Raw genomic sequence first — 17,850 nt, 5'->3', positions numbered from 1 at the left:
CGCCGACGCCGGAATCACCCCGTGACCGGGGCGTCGTCCCGATCGTCGATGGTGCGCACGCCCTCGGCGGTGACCTCGATCACCCGGGCGCCCGCGATGTCGAAGAACAATCCCGACACCGCCAGCCCGCGTTCGGCGACCGCGCGGCGCACGGCCGGATGCCGGTGCAGCGTCTCGAGCTGCACCGCGACATTGACCATCCCGAGCTGGTCGACCTCGTCGAAGCCCGCCGCCCGCGCCGCCACCGCGACCGGATGGTCGGCGCGGAACCGGTCCAGGCTCGCCTCCGCGTGCCGCAACCACGAGCTCAGCCCGCCGTCGGCCTCGGCGCCCCGGTAGACCGCCTTCATGGCGCCGCAGGCGGAGTGCCCGCACACCACGACCGAGCGCACGGCGAGTTCCTCTAGCGCGAACACCAGCGCCGCCTCGACCGAGTCGTCCCCGGTGGTCGGCACGAGATTGCCGACATTGCGGACGGTGAACAGGTCACCGGGTCCGCTCGAGGTGATCACATTGGGCACGATCCGCGAGTCCGAGCAGGTGAGGAAGAAGGAGTCCGGGTCCTGCCGGTCGCGCAGCTCGTCCAGGTGCGGGCGCACGACGTGGGCGTGACTGCGGTGGAATGCCGAGACGCCCGCGGTCAGCGCGTCGCTGCCGGACTTCTGGTGCCGCCACGGCCCGAGCAGCTCGTCCCAGGTCGCGCGGCCGAAGCCGCGGGCGGGCGGGGCGCCGACGGTGTCGGCCATCCTGGCGCTGCCGATCTCCACGAAATCGACACTGCCGCCGCCGCTTTCCTGCTGGTGCTGCCAGCTCTCGATGGCCTCGGAGGCGGCGTGGTCGAGGAAGTCGACCGTCATCTCCACGGTGACGTCGGCGCCCGGGGGCACCTTGCCGAGCTCGGCGGACAGTTTCGGCAGGGCCAGAAAGGTGCACGACCCATCGATGCGGACCAGCCACCGCTCGCCCACGGGCAGCGGCGTCGCCGCGACCTGCACGCGCACCACGCGCCACAGCAGCAGCCCGAAAGCCAGTGCGAGACCGATGATCACGCCCTCGAGCAGGTTCAGGAACACCACGCCGAGCACGGTGACCAGATACACCAGCAGGTCGCCGGTGCGCCGGGCCAGCCGGATGTGGGCCAGCTTCACCAGCTGGATGCCGATGACGATGAGCAGCCCGGCCAGCGCGGCCTTCGGGATCTGCTCGACCAGGCCGACCAGGGCGACCGAGAACAGCAGGATCCAGCAGCCGTGCAGGATCGTCGAGGCGCGGCTGCGCGCGCCCGCCTGCACATTGGTAGCGCTGCGCACGATCACGCCGGTGATCGGCAGACCGCCGACCAGGCCCGACAGCACGTTCGCCGAACCCTGGCCGACGAGCTCGCGGTCGAAATTCGTCCGCGGACCGGTGTGCATCTTGTCCACCGCCACGGCGGAGAGCAGGCTCTCGACGCTCGCGATGAGGGCGATGGTGAGCACCATCATGGCGATCGCCGACCAGTTCCCCGAGGGCAGCTCGGGCAGCTGCAACGCGTCGAAGAGCGAGCCGCTCAACACGATCCGCTCCACTTCGGCGGGCAGCACCATCGAGAGCAGGGTGCCCGCGACGACCGCGACCAGCGGACCGGGCACCGCGCGAATCTTCGGCGGCAGGTACTTCCAGCCCAGCATCACCACGATCACGACGGCGCCGACGAACGCGTCACCGCCGTGCAGGGACAGCAGCTGGCCGGGCAGCTCGATCAGATTGCGCCAAGCGGTGCTGTGCGAGGAACCACCGAGCAGCACGTGGACCTGCTGCAACGCGATGGTGATGCCGATCCCGGCGAGCATCGCGTGCACCACCACCGGCGCGACGGCGAGCGCGGCGCGGGCGATCCGGCTGAGCCCGAACAGGATCTGTAACACGCCCGCGGCGACAACGATGAAACAGGTGGTTCGCCAGCCGAATTGGGCGATGGATTCGGCGACGACGACGGTGAGGCCCGCGGCGGGGCCACTGACCTGCAGCACCGAACCGCCGAGCACACCGGCGACGATGCCACCGATGACCGCGGCGACGAGACCGGCGGCGACCGGGGCACCGGAGGCGACGGCGATGCCCAGCGACAGCGGCAGGGCGACGAGGAAGACCACGATCGAGGCAGGCAGATCATGGCGCAGCAGGGTCTGCCGCCAGGACGGCGGCGCGGGTTCGGGCGTGGGCGCCGCCGATGCGGCGGGTGGAGCTAGGTCGTTCGCGACAGACATGGTTCTCCTTCGGCGACGCGGCGCGCGGCCGTGGTCGATGGACGATCTACGTGTCGTGGGCGGTCGGTCGACCGCGGAACAGCTTCCCGTGATGAAGCGACGAGAACCCCGGTACGTCGGCGAACCGGGGTGAGGTGCCAACCACCGTATTGGTAAAGACTTGGCAAAACCAGTGTGCCGCACGAAGAGTGGGTGTCGCCATAACCGCAGGCCCGGTGTGGTGTGACCCACACCGGACCCGGGCGCTCACACCGGTTCGGCCGCGACACGGCGGTGACTGTCGTCGAATTCGGCGATCCCGTCGGCGGTCACCTCGATGACCCGCGCGGTCGCCAGATCGAAGAACAGACCCGACACCACGACCCCGCGCTCCGCGATCCCGTCGCGCACCGCCGGATAGTCCATCAAGGTCTGGACCTGCCGGGCGACGTTCACCATGCCCAGCTGGTCGACCGGGCCGAAGCCCGCCCGCCGGGCCGCCTCGCCCACCGGGTGCCCCGCGTGGAACGCCGCCAGCGTCGGCGCGGCGTGCGCGAGCCAATCGTCGAGGCCGGGACCGGCCTGGACCTGCGCGTACAGCGCTTCCATGGCCCCGCACCCGCTGTGCCCGCACACCACGACCGCGCGCACGTCCAGCTTGTCGAGCGCGTAGATCAGCGCCGCTTCCACCGAGACGTCGCTGCCGCCGACCGGCACCAGATTGCCCACGTTGCGGACGGTGAACAGGTCACCGGGCCCGCTGCTGGTGATGACATTGGGCACGATGCGGGCATCGGCGCAGGTGAGGAAGAAGGTGTCGGCGTCGGGACGGTGCCGCAACCCCGCCAGGTGCGGGCGCAGCAGGTGCGCGTGCCCGCGGTGGTAGGCCGCGATGCCGGCCGCGATCGGGTCGACGCCGCCGCTGCGGCGCCACGGCCGGATCGCCTCGTCGACCGCCTTGCGGGCGTGGCCGTGCTCGGGCGGCCCGTCGTGCGCGCGCGCCATCCGCGCGGTGCCGAGTTCGACGAAATCGACCGTGCCGCCGCCGGATTCGCGCACGTCGGCCCACTCGGAGAGCAGCTCGCAGGCGGCGTGGTCGAGGAAGTCGACGCTCAGCTCCACCGTCACGTCCACGCCGGCGGGCACTTTCGCCAGTTCACTGGTGAGCCGGGGCACGGCCAGGAAGGTGCAGGTGCCGTCGATGCGCACCAGCCAGGTGCCGTCGGTCCGCGGCGCCGCGGCGATGGTGAACTTCACGACCCGCCACAGCAGCAACGCGAACGAGGCGATCAGGCCGATCACCATGCCCTGCAACAGATTCAGCGACACAACCGCCACCACCGTGACCAGGTAGACGTAGATGTCACCGGTGCGGCGGGCCCGCTTGATGTGCGCCAGTTTCACCAGCTGCACACCGATCAGCACCAGCAGCCCGGCCAGCGCGGCGGTCGGGATCTGCCGGACCAGGCCGACCAGCGCGATCGCGAAGACCAGGATCCAGCAGCCGTGCAGCACGGTGGCGGCCCGGCTGCGGGCGCCCGCGTTGGCATTGGTGATGCTGCGGACGATGACGGCCGCGATCGGCAGGCCGCCGAGCGCGCCGGAGGCCATGTTGGCGGCGCCCTGACCGAGTAGTTCGCGATCGAAGTCGGTGCGCTGCTGGGGCCGCATCTTGTCGACGGCGACGGCCGAGAGCAGGGTTTCCACGCTGGCGATGAGCGCGACGGTGAGCATGGTCAGCGCGATCGGCACCCAGCCACCGTGCGGCAGCGCGGGCAACCCGATGCCGTCGATCAGCGAGCCGTCCAGGCGCACCCGGTCCACCGTCAGCGGCAGGATCAGCGAGACAACGGTCGCCACGACCACCGCGACCAGCGGACCGGGGACCACCCGGACGCGGCGCGGCAGGTACTGCCAGCCGATCAGGATGGCGATCACGAGCAGCCCGACGAACAGGTCGCCCTTGTGCACCGACATCACCTGGTTGGGCAGTGCCACGATGCTCGCCCACGGCGAGCTGACGGTGGTCCCGCCGAGCAGCACGTGTACCTGCTGCAGGGCGATGATCACGCCGATCCCGGCGAGCATGGCGTGCACCACGACCGGGGCGATGCCGAGCGCGGCACGCGCGATGCGGCTGAGCCCGAACAGGATCTGCAGCAGACCCGCTCCCACGGTGATGAAACACATGGCGGCCCAGCCGAATTGCTGAACGGCACCGGCGACGACGACGGCGAGACTGGCGGTCGGCCCGCTCACCTGGACCGACGAGCCGCCGAGCAGCCCGGCGACCACGCCGCCGATCGCGGCGGCGATGAGTCCGGCGACGACGGGGGCGCCGGAGGCGAGCGCCACCCCGAGGGAGAGCGGCAAGGCGACGAGAAACACCACGAGTGATGCTGGAAGATCTTGCTGAAGAACAGATTTCAGCGAATGGCCCGGATCATTGTCGGTCATCATTCTCCTTCGCCGGGGCCGCTCGGCTCCCGGTTCATCGGTCGAACATGCACTGGCAATTGATGCTGAGCTGCGAGCGAACGGCGGCGGAACGGCACTGCTCGAAGAGAGACTCGACCCGAGACACAGGGTCGGGCCAATAGTAAAGAACTACCCAAGCGTATGGAAAGTTCTCGAGGCGAATGGGACGAATCGCGACTCAACTGTGACGTGCACCACATGCAATACGTCGGGGTCCGCTCCCCTGTCGGCCGGAACGATCAGGAATCGAGAAGCGCGGTGCCCGGGGTTGGTGGAAACATCGTTTCCGCAGACCAGACAACGAAAGGGTTCCCGATGACCAGCACCTGGGTACGCCGATCCCACCGGTGGCTCGCCATCGCTTTCACCACGATCGTGGTCCTCACGGTGGTCGTGCTGGCGCTGAGCGGCCCGGAGTGGGTCTCCTATCTCCCGCTGCTCCCCCTCGCCGGACTCTTCCTCTCCGGCAGCGTCCTGTTCGTCCGGTACTACCGCAGCAACGCACGGCAGGTCGCGGCGACCGGCGGGCGCGCGAATGCCCGCCGCCTGCATCGCTGGTCGGCCGCGGTCTTCGTGGTCACCGTCGTCGCGACCGTCATCGCCCTCGCCCTGCCGGAGCCGATCGTCTGGGTGTCCTACCTCCCCCTGATCCCCCTCGCCGGACTGCTGTTCTCCGGCCTGTACATGCTGGTGGCACAGCGCCTTTCGGCCCGGCGCCGCGTCGCCGCCTAGGCCTCCCACCCCCATCGACGTCATGTCTCCTCGGCCCAGGAACTACCCTTTGCCGCACACACATGGGTCGAAGCAGACGGCAAGCTGGTCGGTGAGCCGGGCCCTACAGGCGGCTGATCGTCGTCGGCCGACGGGGGGGACGTGAGTGACGATGTCGGCTGACAACGATTATCCGCCACCGAGTAGCTCGTGGGTCCGCAGAGTCGGTGCTCTTGACGGTGCGCAGTCGGCTGGCCGGGCATCTGCTGAGATTGCGAATTCCCACCCTCGAGTCGCTGCGGGTCGGGGACCTGATTTCCCGCGTGACGCTCGATTCGACGGTGGTGCGCAACGCCATCGGTTCCAGCGTCGTGCAGCTACTGACCGGCGCGATCACCCTGGTCGGCACGATCGCGGTGATGATCTACATCGACTGGCTGCTCTTCTCGATCGTCATCGCCACCGTTTCGGTCGCCGCGGGCGCGATGTTGCTGGTCATGACAAGAATCGAGAAAGCTTCGACGCAGTTGCAGGCGAGCGTCGGCGCGCTGTCCGCGGACATCGAACGAGCACTCACCGGGGTTCGCACCGTCAAGGTGAACAATGCCGAAGACCGTGAGCACGAACATCTGACCGAACTGGCCGAGGTCGCGTTCGCCGCCGGCATGCGTGCCGCCAGGCTGAAGGCGCTGGGAAATCCGGCCATGCATCTGGCGGTGACCGGGTCGTTCGTCGTCTCACTCCTCGTCGGTGGTGTCCGGGTGGCACATCACCAGATGGAGTTGAGTGGCCTGGTATCGATGATGCTTCTCGCCATGAATCTGCTGATCCCGGTCAGCGACCTCTTCAACGGATCGGTCGGGCTGCAACAGGCGCTGGGCGCGCTCAGCCGGATTCACTCCACCCTCGACCTGCCTTCCGAGGACGTCGACGACATCCGGCGGAACGGCGCCGAGCCGGCGAGCACAACGTGTGCGGAGCGCGCCGACGACGGCGATCACGCGCTCGAGTTCCGGGATGTGCGCTTCTCCTACGATGAGCGGACCATCCTCGACGGAGTGTCCTTCGCGGTGCCACCAGGCGGCCATGTCGCGCTGGTCGGGCATTCGGGCGCGGGAAAGTCCACGGTCTTCTCGTTGGTGAGCAGGTTCTACGATCCGAACGGCGGTGACATCCTGCTGGCGGGTCGGTCGTATGTCGATCAGCCGCGTCGAGCTTGGCGCTCGGAAATCAGTCTGCTGGAACAGAATGCGCCGCTGTTGTTCGGTAGCCTCCGCGACAATGTGACCTATCGACAGCCAGGTCTCACCGACGATGACCTGCGGCGCGCGATCGAGCTGGCCGGCCTGGCCGATCTCGTCGCGGGGCTGCCCCGTGGCCTCGACACCCCGGTGGGTGAGCACGGTGTTCTCCTTTCCGGCGGCGAACGGCAGCGAGTGGCATTGGCACGGGCCTTGATTCGGCGGCCGGTGCTGATGATGCTGGACGAGCCGACGGCGATGCTGGATGCCGAGACCGAGCAGGCGTTGAACGTGACGATCCAGTCCGTGCGGAAGGAGTGCGCGCTGCTGGTCATCGCGCATCGCTTGTCCACGATTCGTGAAGCGGACACCGTCGTGTTCCTCAAAGAGGGACGGATCGTCGACACCGGCCCGCACGACGACTTGGTTGCCCGCAACGGTGACTACCGGCAACTCGTCGGCGCGAAGGTCTGACCTGCCCAGGCCCATCGGTCTCAGCCGATGTCGACCACCCGCGCCCAGGCGGGAGGCCGGTCCGGAACGTAGTCCGGATCGGCCTCGCTCCACGCGCCCGGACGGCGGAACAGCCCGACGATCGTCCGGCACGGCGGACGAGTGGCCGGCCACGGCGTCTGGCCGTCGGTCAGGGCCACCACCACGTCCGGGCGGGTGCGCAGCGCCGCGGTGAATCCGGTGCGCAGGTCGGTGCCGCCACCGCCCATCAATGTCATGCCCTCGGCCCGGCACAGCGGGTCCGCGATCCACACCGCGGCGTCACACGACAGGACGGTGACCAGGTCGCGGCGGCCGCCGACCGCGCGGGTGATGGCGGCGACTTCCAGTAGCGCGCTGCCCAATTCGACATCGCTGACCGACCCCGAGGTATCGATGACGACCGCGACCCGAGGGGGAATGCGGCGCAGGCTGGGCAGCACCACCCCGGGCAGCGCGGCCGAGCGCCGCGCGGGGCGGCCGTAGGTGTAGTCCGCGCCGACGCCCGGCGCCGACGCCGCCGAGCGGAGCGCGGCGCCGAGCAGGTCCCGCCACGGCTGCGGCGGATGCAGAGCCGCCTCGGCCCACCGCTGCCATCCCTGGGGCGCGTCGCCCGGCCTGCCGACGATGCCCTGCGCCACCCGGAAGCGGACCGCGTCGCGTTCCTGCTCGCTGAGGCCGTCGGCGCCGTCGGCACCGAGTTCCCAGGCCCGGTCGAGTCCGTCGGCGCCGCTGCCGCAGTCGAGCCAGGCGAGGTGCTCGGTCAGCCGTCCCAGCCGGAACTGACCGAGGTAGTCCTCCATGAGCTCGCCCGCCGGCAGACCGAGGTCAGCGGGCAGGACCGCCCCCGCCGGCGTGACGAGGCCGTCGCCGAACGCGTCGTCGTTGATCTCGGCGTCGGCGGCGATGTTCATCCGCAGGCGCTCCGCCGCACCGGTCAGCTCGTGCGCGCGAGCGTAGCGATCGCTGCGCGCGTGATGATCGCGCAGCAGGTGCGACACCTCGTGCACCAGGATCGAGGCGAGTTCTTCCACCGAGGTACCGGCCACGAACGCCGGTGAGACATAGCAGCGCCAATACTTGTCCACCCCCATCGTCGGCACCTGCCGCGACTCGACGATGTGCAGCGCGTACAGGGCGGTGGCCAGGTAGGGCCGCGCCGACACCGCGTACAGCCGTGCGGCATACAGCTTCTCGTGATCCAGCACGGTCGTCATCGGCGTGCCCCGGTGACGCGGGCCGTGGCCTGCTCGGCCTGACGTGACACCGAGACGGAGCCGGCGAGGTGCTCGATCGCGGCCGGGATCTCCCAGTCGTCGCGGCGCAGGGTGGCCAGCGTGGTCGCGGGGACCACCACCAGATCCGGTGCCCCGGTCGCCACGGCCCCGGCCAGCAGCGCCCACGCCGCCTCCCAGCGCGCCTTCTCCGGGCGCCTGCGCACGGCGGCCACGACGGCGTCGAGCACGGCTTGGCGCAGATCGCCCCGTGCGGGCAGCACGGCGGCCGCCGGATCGGCCAGCAGCACTTCGGGATCAGGCAGGTCCATCCGGTCGATGCTGGTCAGCAGCTCGAAGCCGGGGCCGTCACCGACGGTGCCGCGCACCAGTGTCGACAGCACATCGCGGTCGGTGCCCGCCGCGGTGGCGAAGGCGATCAGCCGGACGGTCATCTCCCAGCTGCGCGGCGACGGCCACGCACCGCCGCGCCGGGTCTCGGTGGTCGGCAGCTGGTGCACCAGTTTCGGGCGGCCCGCGAGCAGCTCGCACACCGCGCGTCGCGCGAAAGCCACGGCCTCCGGCAGCTTTTCGGGCTTCAGCCGGGGCAGCGTCGCCCGCGGCCAGGTCCCGCCGAGGCCACGCACGACAACCTCGTGATCGTGCGTCCACTGCAGGTGCACGAAGCGGTTGGCCAACGGCGGGCTCAGTTCCCAGCCGTCGGCGGCCGAGGAGCGCGGGTTGGCCGCGGCGACGATGCGGACACCGGGCGGCAACTGCAACGAGCCGATCCGCCGCTCGAGCACCAGCCGCAGCAGGGCGGCTTGCACCGCGGGCGGTGCGGTCGACAGTTCGTCGAGGAACAGCAGACCGCGCCCGGCCCTGACCAACTGCACCGCCCAGTCCGGCGGCGCCATCGGCACGCCCTGGACCGCCGGATCGTCGCCGAGGATGGGCAGGCCCGAGAAGTCCGACGGCTCGTGCACACTCGCGATCACGGTGGTCAACGGCAGGTCGAGCGAGTCGGCGAGCTGGGTCAGCGCGGCGGTCTTGCCGATCCCCGGCTCGCCCCACAGCAGCACCGGCAGATCGGCCGCGACCGCGAGGGTCAGGGCCTCCAGCCGGGCATCGGGGCGTGGTTCGGTCGTCGTCTCACCGAGCAGGGCGAGCAGTTCGTCCGCGACGCGGAGCTGGGTGCCGGTGGTCGGACGCGGCGGGAAAAGGGTGCGCACAGTCATGAGGAATCACCTTGGGGTCGAAGAGGAATGGGGAGTCACACGCAGGTCGGCCGATGCGCGCCCGCAGCCTTGCCGGACGAAGGTCGTCCAGGCGATGGGTGAGCGCGGCGCGGGCCGTGCGGGTCAGGAGGTTCGGGTGTGGCGCGGATGCGCCGCCCGCTCGCTGCGGGGACGCGGGGCGGACCGGTCGAGACCGTGACCGGGCGCGGACAGCCCGGCCCGGAAGAGGCCGTAGGTGATCCGCCGCCGCACGGCGGATTCCAGTTCGTCGCGCAGCGGTCCATCGCGCAACTGCGCACCCGTACCGAGCAGGCCCTCGATCACGGCCAGCGCGCCGTCGGTGTCGCCGTGGTCCAGCCGCTCCCGGATACCGGCGAGGCGGTCGGGCCGCCGATGCGCCTCGTCGATGGCCCGCAGGCACGGCAGCGCGGTGCCGGTCAGCGCGACCAGCAGTTCCTCCCGCCGGATTTCGGCCGGGTCGTGATCCAGCGCGGCGAGCGCACCGTTCACGAAGCCGATCCGATGCCGCGCGCCCCGGCATTCGACGATCCGCGGGCCACCGGCGTCCGGATCACGGTCCGGGCCGACCGATCCGCCGTCCGGGTCGAGGGCCGCGGTGACCAGGGGATGGAGCCGATCCGCGGTGATCGCGCCGGCACGCAGCAACAGCAGATCGGGGAGGATCCAGGTCGCGGCATCGGGCAGCACCGGAAGCGCGGATTCCGCTCCGCGCGTGTGGTTCCGCGCGATCCGCGGCACCGGATCGGCGTCGAGCACGCGCGGTGACGCGGGCTCCTCACTCAGATCGAGGACCATCCGGCGGCGGGCGCCGTAGCGCACGAGAACCATACCGGCCGGTGAGCGCTCGGCGCGCAGCAGGATCGCGGCCTCGGCGGCCCATCGGCCGACCGCGCACCCCTGCGACTCCAGAGCTGTCCATGGCCCGTCGTCAGCAGTGGATTCCGTTGTCCCGGTAGGCATCCGGCGTGCTGCCGGGCCGGAGCGGCCCGGCAATTCGCCGGTCCTGCGCGCGTCCCACAGATGCCGGTGCAGATCGAGCCGGAAGCGCCGGTGCGGCCGGGCGTGCGGGTGCGGACTCGTTCCGGAACCGTCCCAGAGCGCGAGCGTGATCCGCTGCCCGGCCTCGGCCCACGCCGGTGCGGTCCGCACCACCAGGTGCACGAATCCGTCACTGCCACCATAGGTTTCGGTGATCGGATAGCGCGCCAGGGTGATCGTCAGGCCTGGCCGGAGCAGTCCGTCGGGCGCGACCCTGGGCAGGTGCCAGCGCAGCAGATCCGGTGCCAGGTGACGCAGATCTGCGCGCACCCGCGCGGCGAGCTCCCCGCCGTGGATCCGGGCGAGCGCGCGGAGATCGATGTCGACGTCGACGTGGGCCGCGGCGCAGGCACCGGCCCAGTCGCCGACGCGCCGCCGTGCGGTGGCGCGATCGATCATGCTGGGTGGCACCGCGAATTCGCGGACCCGCAGCCAGAGAGCGAGGCGGGCATCGTCGCCAGGTGGTCCGGACGCGCGAGGACGCTGCGGGAAGTGCGGGATTTCCGCTCGATCGAGCGGGAGGGAAGCCGGTGCGATGACCGGCAGGGGGCTCAACGGCCCGGGCGCCGAACGCCCTTTCGACTCGATGTCATGTGCCCAGTATGCACATCGCCGCCCGGCTCGACAACGCGAGGGCCGGGCAGGCGGGCGCCGACCGGAGGTCGCGCGCCCGCCTGATCCGCAGGTCGCGGTGCGAATTACCGCCCGTCGGCGGCCGCCAGCGCGGGCTCGGCGGTCGGCGCGCCGATCTGCGGGTAGGTCGGGTACTCGATACCCGAGATGTACTGCACGGTGCGCACGACCTGGCACGAGTAACCGAACTCGTTGTCGTACCAGACGTAGAGGATCGCGGTGTCGCCCTCGACGATCGTGGCGTTGGCGTCGATGATCGACGCCGCGCGCGAGCCGATGAAGTCGCTCGAGACCACGTCGTTGGCGGCGGTGTAGTCGAGGTTGCGGCTCAGCGGACCCGCCAGCGAGACCTGACGCAGGTACGCGAGCACGTCCTCCTTGGTCGTCTCCTGCGCGAGCTGCAGGTTCAGGATCGCCACCGAGACGTCCGGCGTGGGCACCCGGATCGAGTTACCGGTGATCTTGGCCTTGAAGTCCGGCATCGCCTTCGCGACGGCGGACGCGGCGCCGGTCTCGGTGAGCACCAGGTTGAACGGCGCGGACCGGCCGCGACGGTCGGCCTTGTGGTAGTTGTCGAGCAGGTTCTGGTCGTTGGTGAACGAGTGCACCGTCTCGACATGTCCACGCAGGATGCCGAATTCGTCGTCCATCGCCTTGAGCGGCGGCACGATCGCGTTGGTCGTGCAGGAGGCGCAGGAGAAGATCTGCTGGGACAGGTCCAGGCTGCGGTGGTTCACGCCGTGCACGATGTTGGGCACATCGCCCTTGCCCGGCGCGGTCAGCACGACCTTGGCGATGCCGGGGCGCAGGTGCTGGGACAGACCGTCGCGGTCGCGCCACCGGCCGGTGTTGTCGATCAGGATGGCGTTGTCGATGCCGTACGCGGTGTAGTCGATCGTGGTCGGATCATCGCTGTAGATGAACTTGATGACATTGCCGTTCGCGGTGATCGTGTCGTTGTCGGTGTCGACCTTGATGGTGCCGTTGAAGTGGCCGTGCACCGAGTCCCGGCGCAGCAGCGAGGCGCGCTTGGCCAGATCGTCGTCGCCGCCCTTGCGGACCACGACGGCGCGCAGGGTCAGCCCGTTGCCGGAGCCGGCCTTCTCGATGAGCAGCCGGGTCACCAGCCGACCGATGCGGCCGAAACCGTAGAGCACGACATCGCGCGGGCCCTGCGGCTCGGCCTTGTTGCCGTCGATCACCTCGGCCAGCACGGTCGCGGTGAACTCCGCGATGGACAGTCCGCGGTCGTCGGCGCGGTAGGCCATCACCAGCTGACCGAGGTCGATCTTGCACGGACCAAGGTCCAGCTCGCTCAGCGCCTGCAGGAACGGCAGGGTCTCGTCGACGGACAGTTCCTCGCCGGCGATCTGCCGCGCGAACCGGTGCGTCCGCAGGATGCTGATCACCGACTTGTTCACCAGCGACCGGCTGTGCAGCAGGATCGTCACGCCCGTGCCGCGGTACAGCGTGCCGATGATCGGGATCATCGCCTCGGCGGCGGCTTCCTGAGCGTTCCAGCGGTCAAGTTGTTCGGTGGTCACCACACGTCCTCAGGTTCTCGTTGATAGTCACCCTCGATGCTAAGGAGCACCGCATTTTCACTGCGACCGGCTCCCCACCAGTGAGGTTTCCGCCACTCCGCAGGTCACGACAACATCACGATCGGCCGCACCACGGACCGAGGTTCACTCGCGCAGCCACCAGGGATCCGGACGGGCCCGGTCCCAGCGCAGCTCCGATTCCAGCTGGGCCGCCGTGGCGATCAGCAGCGGCTCGGAGTTCCGCGTGCCGAGCAGTTGCGCGCCGACCGGCAAGCCGGCAGCGGTGAATCCCGAGGGAACGTTCACGCCCGGCCAGCCGAGAACATTCCACGTCCAGGTGTAGGGACAGCTACCGATGATCAGGCGGTCGGTCGCGACACTGCCGAGTCCGTCGGGCGCGTGGACCGGAAACGGCGGTGTGGCGGTCGTCGGTGCGAGAACCAGGTCGAAGTCGTGGAACATCGCGCCGATCCGCCGCTGGAGCAGTGGCTCCAGCCTGCGCGCGGCGGTCAGTGGCAGACCCGCGAGCAGGCGACCGGTGCGGGCATTGGCCCGAGTGCGCGGGTCCACCCGCGCTGTATCACCCATCCGGTCGTACCATGCGGCCACCCCAGCCAGCGAACGCGGCAGGAACGACGCACTGAACAAGGCGTTGTAGGGAAGGTCCGCGACGACCACGACGTGACCGAGTGCGCGCAGGCAGGCCGCGACGCGCTGCACACCCGCGCGGACTTCGGGATCGAGCCGAGCCGGGAAGCCGGTGAAGGGCGCCCGCAGTGCGACCGCGACCCGCACTCGCCCGGGGTCGCGTCCGACCGCGTCCGCAGCACGGATCGGTGGTGGGGAGTGCAGTTCCCGCGGATGGTTGCCGGAGCAGGCGTCGAGCAGCAGCGCGGCATCGGCGACCGTGCGGGCGATCGGGCCGTTGACCGTCAGACCGTGGAACGCTTCCGGCTCGGGCCAGGTCGACACGCGCCCGCGCTGGGGTTTGATCCCCACCAGATTCGTCCAGGACGCGGGGATCCGGATCGAACCGGCACCGTCGGAACCCAGCGCGGCGGGCACCAGCCCGGCCGCCACCGCGGCGGCGCTGCCGCCGGAGGATCCGCCCGGTGTGTGCCCCGCGCTCCACGGATTGCGCGTGTGCCCGAAGGCCGCGCCGTTGGTGAACGGGTACTGGCCGATCTCGCAGGTGTTCGTCTTGCCGACGATGATCGCCCCGGCCGCGCGTAGTCGCCGCACCACCTCGGCATCCTCGGTGGCGGGCGGGACGTCGCCGCCGCAGCCGAACGCGGTCGGCGCCCCCGCCACATCGGTGTCGTCCTTGACCGCGATCGGCACACCCAGCAGCGGCAGCCGCACGCCCGCGGCGATCCGCCGGTCCGCGGCGCGGGCCTCGGCGAGCGCCTGGTCGCGGCGAACCAGCCGGAAGGCGTTGATGTCGCGCTGGGCGGCGTCGATGCGGTCCAGCGCCGCGGTGACCGCAGCGACCGCCGTGAGTCGCCCGGCCTCGATCGCGCGCGCGATGTCGGCCAGTCCGTCCGTGGACGTCTCCATCGGTGATTCTCCTGGTGCGCCGCTCATCGCGGCCCGTCGGTGTGCAGATAGACGATCGGCCCGTCACCGAACCGCCGATCCCGGTCGAGGTCGAGCACCGCGGCCATGGCCTTGGCGGTGTAGACAGGATCGAGCTCGAGCCCGGTCTCGGAATGCGCCAGTTTCATTGCGGCACTGCCGGATTCGGTGCCATGGCCATATCCGTCGCCGAGCTGATCGCGGATCAGCAGGAGGCGATCCGAGGTGAGGTCGAGGTCCGGCAACCGCGCGCCACGCGTGCGGAGCAGGCGCTCGGTGCGCCGGGCCGCCCGGAGCAGGCGGCGGTCGTCCAGGCGCAGCTGGTCATTGACCACGACTCCGACCACGCGCGTGCGCAGACCCGCCAGGGCCAGGCCCAGGCTGAGCCCGGCGGCGGTGCCACCGGAGCCGATCGCGGTGACGATGTGCGTCGGCTCGGGCAGGCTCCCGCTCGCGACCTGGTCGGCGATTTCCAGGGCCACCTCGACGTAGCCGAGTGTGCCGATCGGTGACGATCCGCCCGCCGGGAGAAAGTACGGCAGTGTGGCGCCGTTACTGTGGCGCGCCATCAGCCACGGCACAGCCACGGCTGTGCGAGCCACGGAACGTGTGAGATACACAGTGGCACCCGAGTGTCGGATGCGTTCGAGCTGGGCGATCACATGATCGTCGAGTGGCTGATCGATCAGGGCGAGCACGGTGTGCAGTCCGCGCTCGCGCGCGTAGCGGGCGGTGGCGAGCCCCCAGTTGGTGCCGAGGCCGCCGACGGTGAGGATGGTGCGTCGGCCCCTGCGCATCGCGTCGGGCAGCAGCCATTCCAGTTTGCGAACCTTGTTGCCGCCCCAGCCGCCATCGCCGAAGGTGCCTTCGTCCTTGCACCACATCTCGGCACCGGTGTGGGGGAAGGACAGGCGGCGGACCGGGGTGGGCGCCGCGCCGAGGGACAGGTGCGGGAGCGAATCGCGCAGGTTCGGGTAGCGCTCGTGCAGAAGTGGCACTGTCAGTTCCCCAACACTCGTTCGACGTAGGCGTTGGTGAAACGCCGCTGCGGGTCCAGCCGATCGCGCACCGCCGCGAACCGATCCCAATGCGGGAATTCCGGGGCCAGGTCAGCGGCGGTGCGGAAGTGCCGCTTGCCCCAGTGCGGTCGCCCCCCATAGCCGATCATGATCTGTTCGACGGCCCGAAAATAGTTGTCCCAGGCCATATTCTCGAACTGGTGCACCGCGATATAGCAGGTGGGCCGGTCACCGGCCGGGCTGAGAAACGCATCATCGGGTGCCACGAAGCGCACCTCGATCGGCACCGGGACATCGAAGCGCGATTCTTCGGCCAGGGCCAGAATCCGGCGCACCGCCTCCGCGGCGTGCTCGCGGGGAATGGCGTACTCCATCTCGGTGATCGGCACTCGACGCGGTGTGGCGAACACCCGATAGGAACGATCGACGCGGCGGGTCGTGCCCGACAGCCTGGTGCACAGCCGATTCACCGCCGGAATCCATTGCGGCCGTGCGCGGCCCAACCGGCACATCGCCCAGAACGTGTAGTTGGTGAGCAGTTCGTCCTGGATCCACTCAGCGGCCGCGGGCAGCGGCCTGGGCGCTTCGGAGGTCCGATTCCAGGTCTTCGTCATCACCAGCGGACTGTGCGCGAAGGCGAAGAAGCCGAAATGATCGTTGCTGTCCACCAGGTCGTCGAGTTGCTCGAGTACCTGGGCGCGGGGTGCCACGGTATCCACCCCCGACAGCGTGAAGGCAGGCACTGCCTGCAGGGTCACCGCGCTCACCACCCCGAGCGCGCCCACACCCACCCGGGCCGCACGGTAAGCCTCCGGGTCGCTGTCGGCATCGATCTCCACCCGCCTGCCGTCGGCTGTGGTCAATTCGATCGATCGCAGGCTCGCCGACAGATTCGGCAGGCCGATGCCCGTCCCGTGCGTGCCGGTCGCGGTGGCGCCTGCGATGGACTGCACGTCGATGTCGCCGAGGTTCGCGAAGGCCAGGCCCTGCTGCCACATGGCCCCGCTCAAGGCGCCGAGGGAGATGCCCGCCTCGCAGCGCACCAGCCCGGACGTGGAATCGATATCGAGAACCCGGTTCATCCTCGCCAAGCTGATCATCGTGCCCTCGGTGAGCACGGCATCGTTGAACGAATGCCCCGAGCCGGCGACCCGGACGGTCTCCCCACGGGCGTCGGCACGTTCGAGCACCGCGGTCAACTCCGCCGCGGTCCCTGGGTGCTCGATCGTCCGGGGACGGCACACCTGATCACCGGCGAAGTTCCGCCAAGACCCTTGATTCATGAAGTGAAACGCTAGGACCCGTGACCGATGTCGCGGAAACACTCAGATACGGGTGATCGACAAAATCTGGTTGTGAATCCTCAGCTCGGCCCGGCCGGACTCAGCGCCGGCGGTGGCGTGGGGTCGGTGAAGTCGGGTTCCGCCAGGGCCAGCACCAGATCCGCTCGCTCATCGCGCACCGTCCGTGCCAGCGCCACGAACGAGCGCACGAGTGCCGACGACTGTCCGCGCCGCCAGCCCACGGCCACCTGACTGGGCGCCGCATCGCGAATAGGCACCAAGGTGACACCGGGGAAAGGCAGCCAGCGACAGGAGGCGACGGTGACCCCGATCCCCACCCCGGTCATGACCTTGTGCATTTCCTCGAGCAAGGTGGTGGACCGGGACACCACCGGCGCGGGTCGTCCACCCCGGTGGGAATCGAGTTCCCAGAACGCGTTCCACGTCCGGTCGGTGCAGGCCGAACTCAGGAGGGGTTCGTCGAGCAGTTCTCGGGCCGATACCTCGTGCCGCCGGGCGAGCCGATGCCGGACCGGTAACGCGGCGACGACCGGTTCACCGAACAACGGCTCGAACTCGAGCTCTGGCGTCGAGACCGGCAGCCGGACGAAGGCGACATCGACCGCTCCCCCGTCGAGCCCCGCCGAGGGATCGTCGTACCCGAACTGCCGCAGTTCCACCTGCACCTGTGGATGCTGCTGCCGAAACGCCGACAGGATGGGATCGGTGAGGGTGAGCGCCGCCCCTTCGAGGAAACCCAAGGTCAGCTGTTCGTATTCACCGCGCTGGATTGTTCGCGCCCGGTCCACCGCCGTGTCCGCGGCGTCGAGCAGGGCCCGCGCGTCGGCAAGAAACGCGGTTCCAGCGGCGGTCAACGCCACATTGCGGGTATTGCGCACCAACAGCGTCACCCCGACCGCCTGCTCGAGCTGCTTGATCTGCGCGCTCAGGGCCTGCTGCGCGATATGCAGTCGCTGCGCGGCGCGGGTGAAGTTCAGCTCCTCGGCCACCGCCACGTAGTAGCGCAGGTGTCGCATGTGCAGGTCCATCCGCACCAGCGTACGGAGTACACCACGGTGTGGGTCCGGCCCGGGCACCGGCGATGGCGGCGGCGTTGACCAGGACATCGAGCGCG

The 17,850-nt window shown here is 69.9% G+C and carries 12 protein-coding genes; 2 read left to right on the top strand and 10 right to left on the bottom strand.

All coding sequences use genetic code 11. From position 1 onward, the window contains the following. Positions 1-14: 14 nt before the first annotated feature. Both AB0H54_RS11630 and AB0H54_RS11625 read right to left on the bottom strand, forming a co-directional pair. Positions 15-2,249 (bottom strand): bifunctional SulP family inorganic anion transporter/carbonic anhydrase, encoded by a 2,235-nt coding sequence (locus AB0H54_RS11630; protein ID WP_357344884.1) that lies wholly within the window; start codon positions 2,247-2,249, stop codon positions 15-17. Positions 2,250-2,495: 246 nt separating this feature from the next. Further along, the gene (locus AB0H54_RS11625) at positions 2,496-4,688 is read right to left on the bottom strand and encodes a bifunctional SulP family inorganic anion transporter/carbonic anhydrase (protein WP_357344882.1); all 2,193 of its coding nucleotides are present in this window, start codon (positions 4,686-4,688) and stop codon (positions 2,496-2,498) included. A 333-nt stretch (positions 4,689-5,021) separates the two neighbouring features. Between AB0H54_RS11625 and AB0H54_RS11620 the strand changes: the two genes are divergently transcribed. Next, positions 5,022-5,438: a hypothetical protein gene (locus AB0H54_RS11620; RefSeq protein ID WP_357344880.1), complete on the top strand. Its 417-nt coding sequence runs from the start codon at positions 5,022-5,024 to the stop codon at positions 5,436-5,438. 206 nt (positions 5,439-5,644) lie between these two features. Then, positions 5,645-7,132, top strand: a complete 1,488-nt coding sequence (locus tag AB0H54_RS11615; protein ID WP_357344878.1) for an ABC transporter ATP-binding protein — start codon at positions 5,645-5,647, stop codon at positions 7,130-7,132. Positions 7,133-7,152: 20 nt separating this feature from the next. On the opposite strand, the gene AB0H54_RS11610 is transcribed toward AB0H54_RS11615, so the two are convergent. The 8 genes from AB0H54_RS11610 to AB0H54_RS11575 all read right to left on the bottom strand — a co-directional run bounded on the left by AB0H54_RS11610 (position 7,153) and on the right by AB0H54_RS11575 (position 17,764). After that, positions 7,153-8,367, bottom strand: a complete 1,215-nt coding sequence (locus AB0H54_RS11610) for a VWA-like domain-containing protein (RefSeq protein WP_357344876.1) — start codon at positions 8,365-8,367, stop codon at positions 7,153-7,155. Further along, the gene (locus AB0H54_RS11605) at positions 8,364-9,602 is read right to left on the bottom strand and encodes a MoxR family ATPase (protein WP_357344874.1); all 1,239 of its coding nucleotides are present in this window, start codon (positions 9,600-9,602) and stop codon (positions 8,364-8,366) included. The genes AB0H54_RS11610 and AB0H54_RS11605 overlap by 4 nt, the downstream gene beginning before the upstream one ends. A gap of 123 nt (positions 9,603-9,725) precedes the next feature. Beyond that, positions 9,726-11,060, bottom strand: a complete 1,335-nt coding sequence (locus AB0H54_RS11600; protein WP_357344872.1) for a hypothetical protein — start codon at positions 11,058-11,060, stop codon at positions 9,726-9,728. A gap of 299 nt (positions 11,061-11,359) precedes the next feature. After that, complete coding sequence (locus tag AB0H54_RS11595; RefSeq protein ID WP_355277402.1) at positions 11,360-12,838, bottom strand: glyceraldehyde-3-phosphate dehydrogenase; 1,479 nt, start codon at positions 12,836-12,838, stop codon at positions 11,360-11,362. Between the two features lie 144 nt (positions 12,839-12,982). Continuing rightward, complete coding sequence (locus tag AB0H54_RS11590) at positions 12,983-14,395, bottom strand: amidase (RefSeq protein ID WP_357344870.1); 1,413 nt, start codon at positions 14,393-14,395, stop codon at positions 12,983-12,985. Positions 14,396-14,418: 23 nt separating this feature from the next. Then, positions 14,419-15,411: a pyridoxal-phosphate dependent enzyme gene (locus tag AB0H54_RS11585; protein WP_357344868.1), complete on the bottom strand. Its 993-nt coding sequence runs from the start codon at positions 15,409-15,411 to the stop codon at positions 14,419-14,421. A gap of 2 nt (positions 15,412-15,413) precedes the next feature. Then, on the bottom strand, positions 15,414-16,715 hold the full coding sequence (locus tag AB0H54_RS11580) for a D-arabinono-1,4-lactone oxidase (RefSeq protein ID WP_357344866.1): 1,302 nt from the start codon (positions 16,713-16,715) through the stop codon (positions 15,414-15,416). A gap of 80 nt (positions 16,716-16,795) precedes the next feature. Beyond that, positions 16,796-17,764 (bottom strand): LysR substrate-binding domain-containing protein, encoded by a 969-nt coding sequence (locus AB0H54_RS11575; protein WP_357344864.1) that lies wholly within the window; start codon positions 17,762-17,764, stop codon positions 16,796-16,798. Between the last annotated feature and the right edge of the window lie 86 nt (positions 17,765-17,850).

It is taken from the genome of Nocardia sp. NPDC050718 (assembly GCF_040654235.1).
In the GTDB taxonomy this organism is placed as follows: Bacteria; Actinomycetota; Actinomycetes; order Mycobacteriales; family Mycobacteriaceae; genus Nocardia.
The sequence above is the reverse complement of the archived record's forward strand: the minus strand, read 5'-3'. Positions and strand labels throughout refer to the sequence as shown.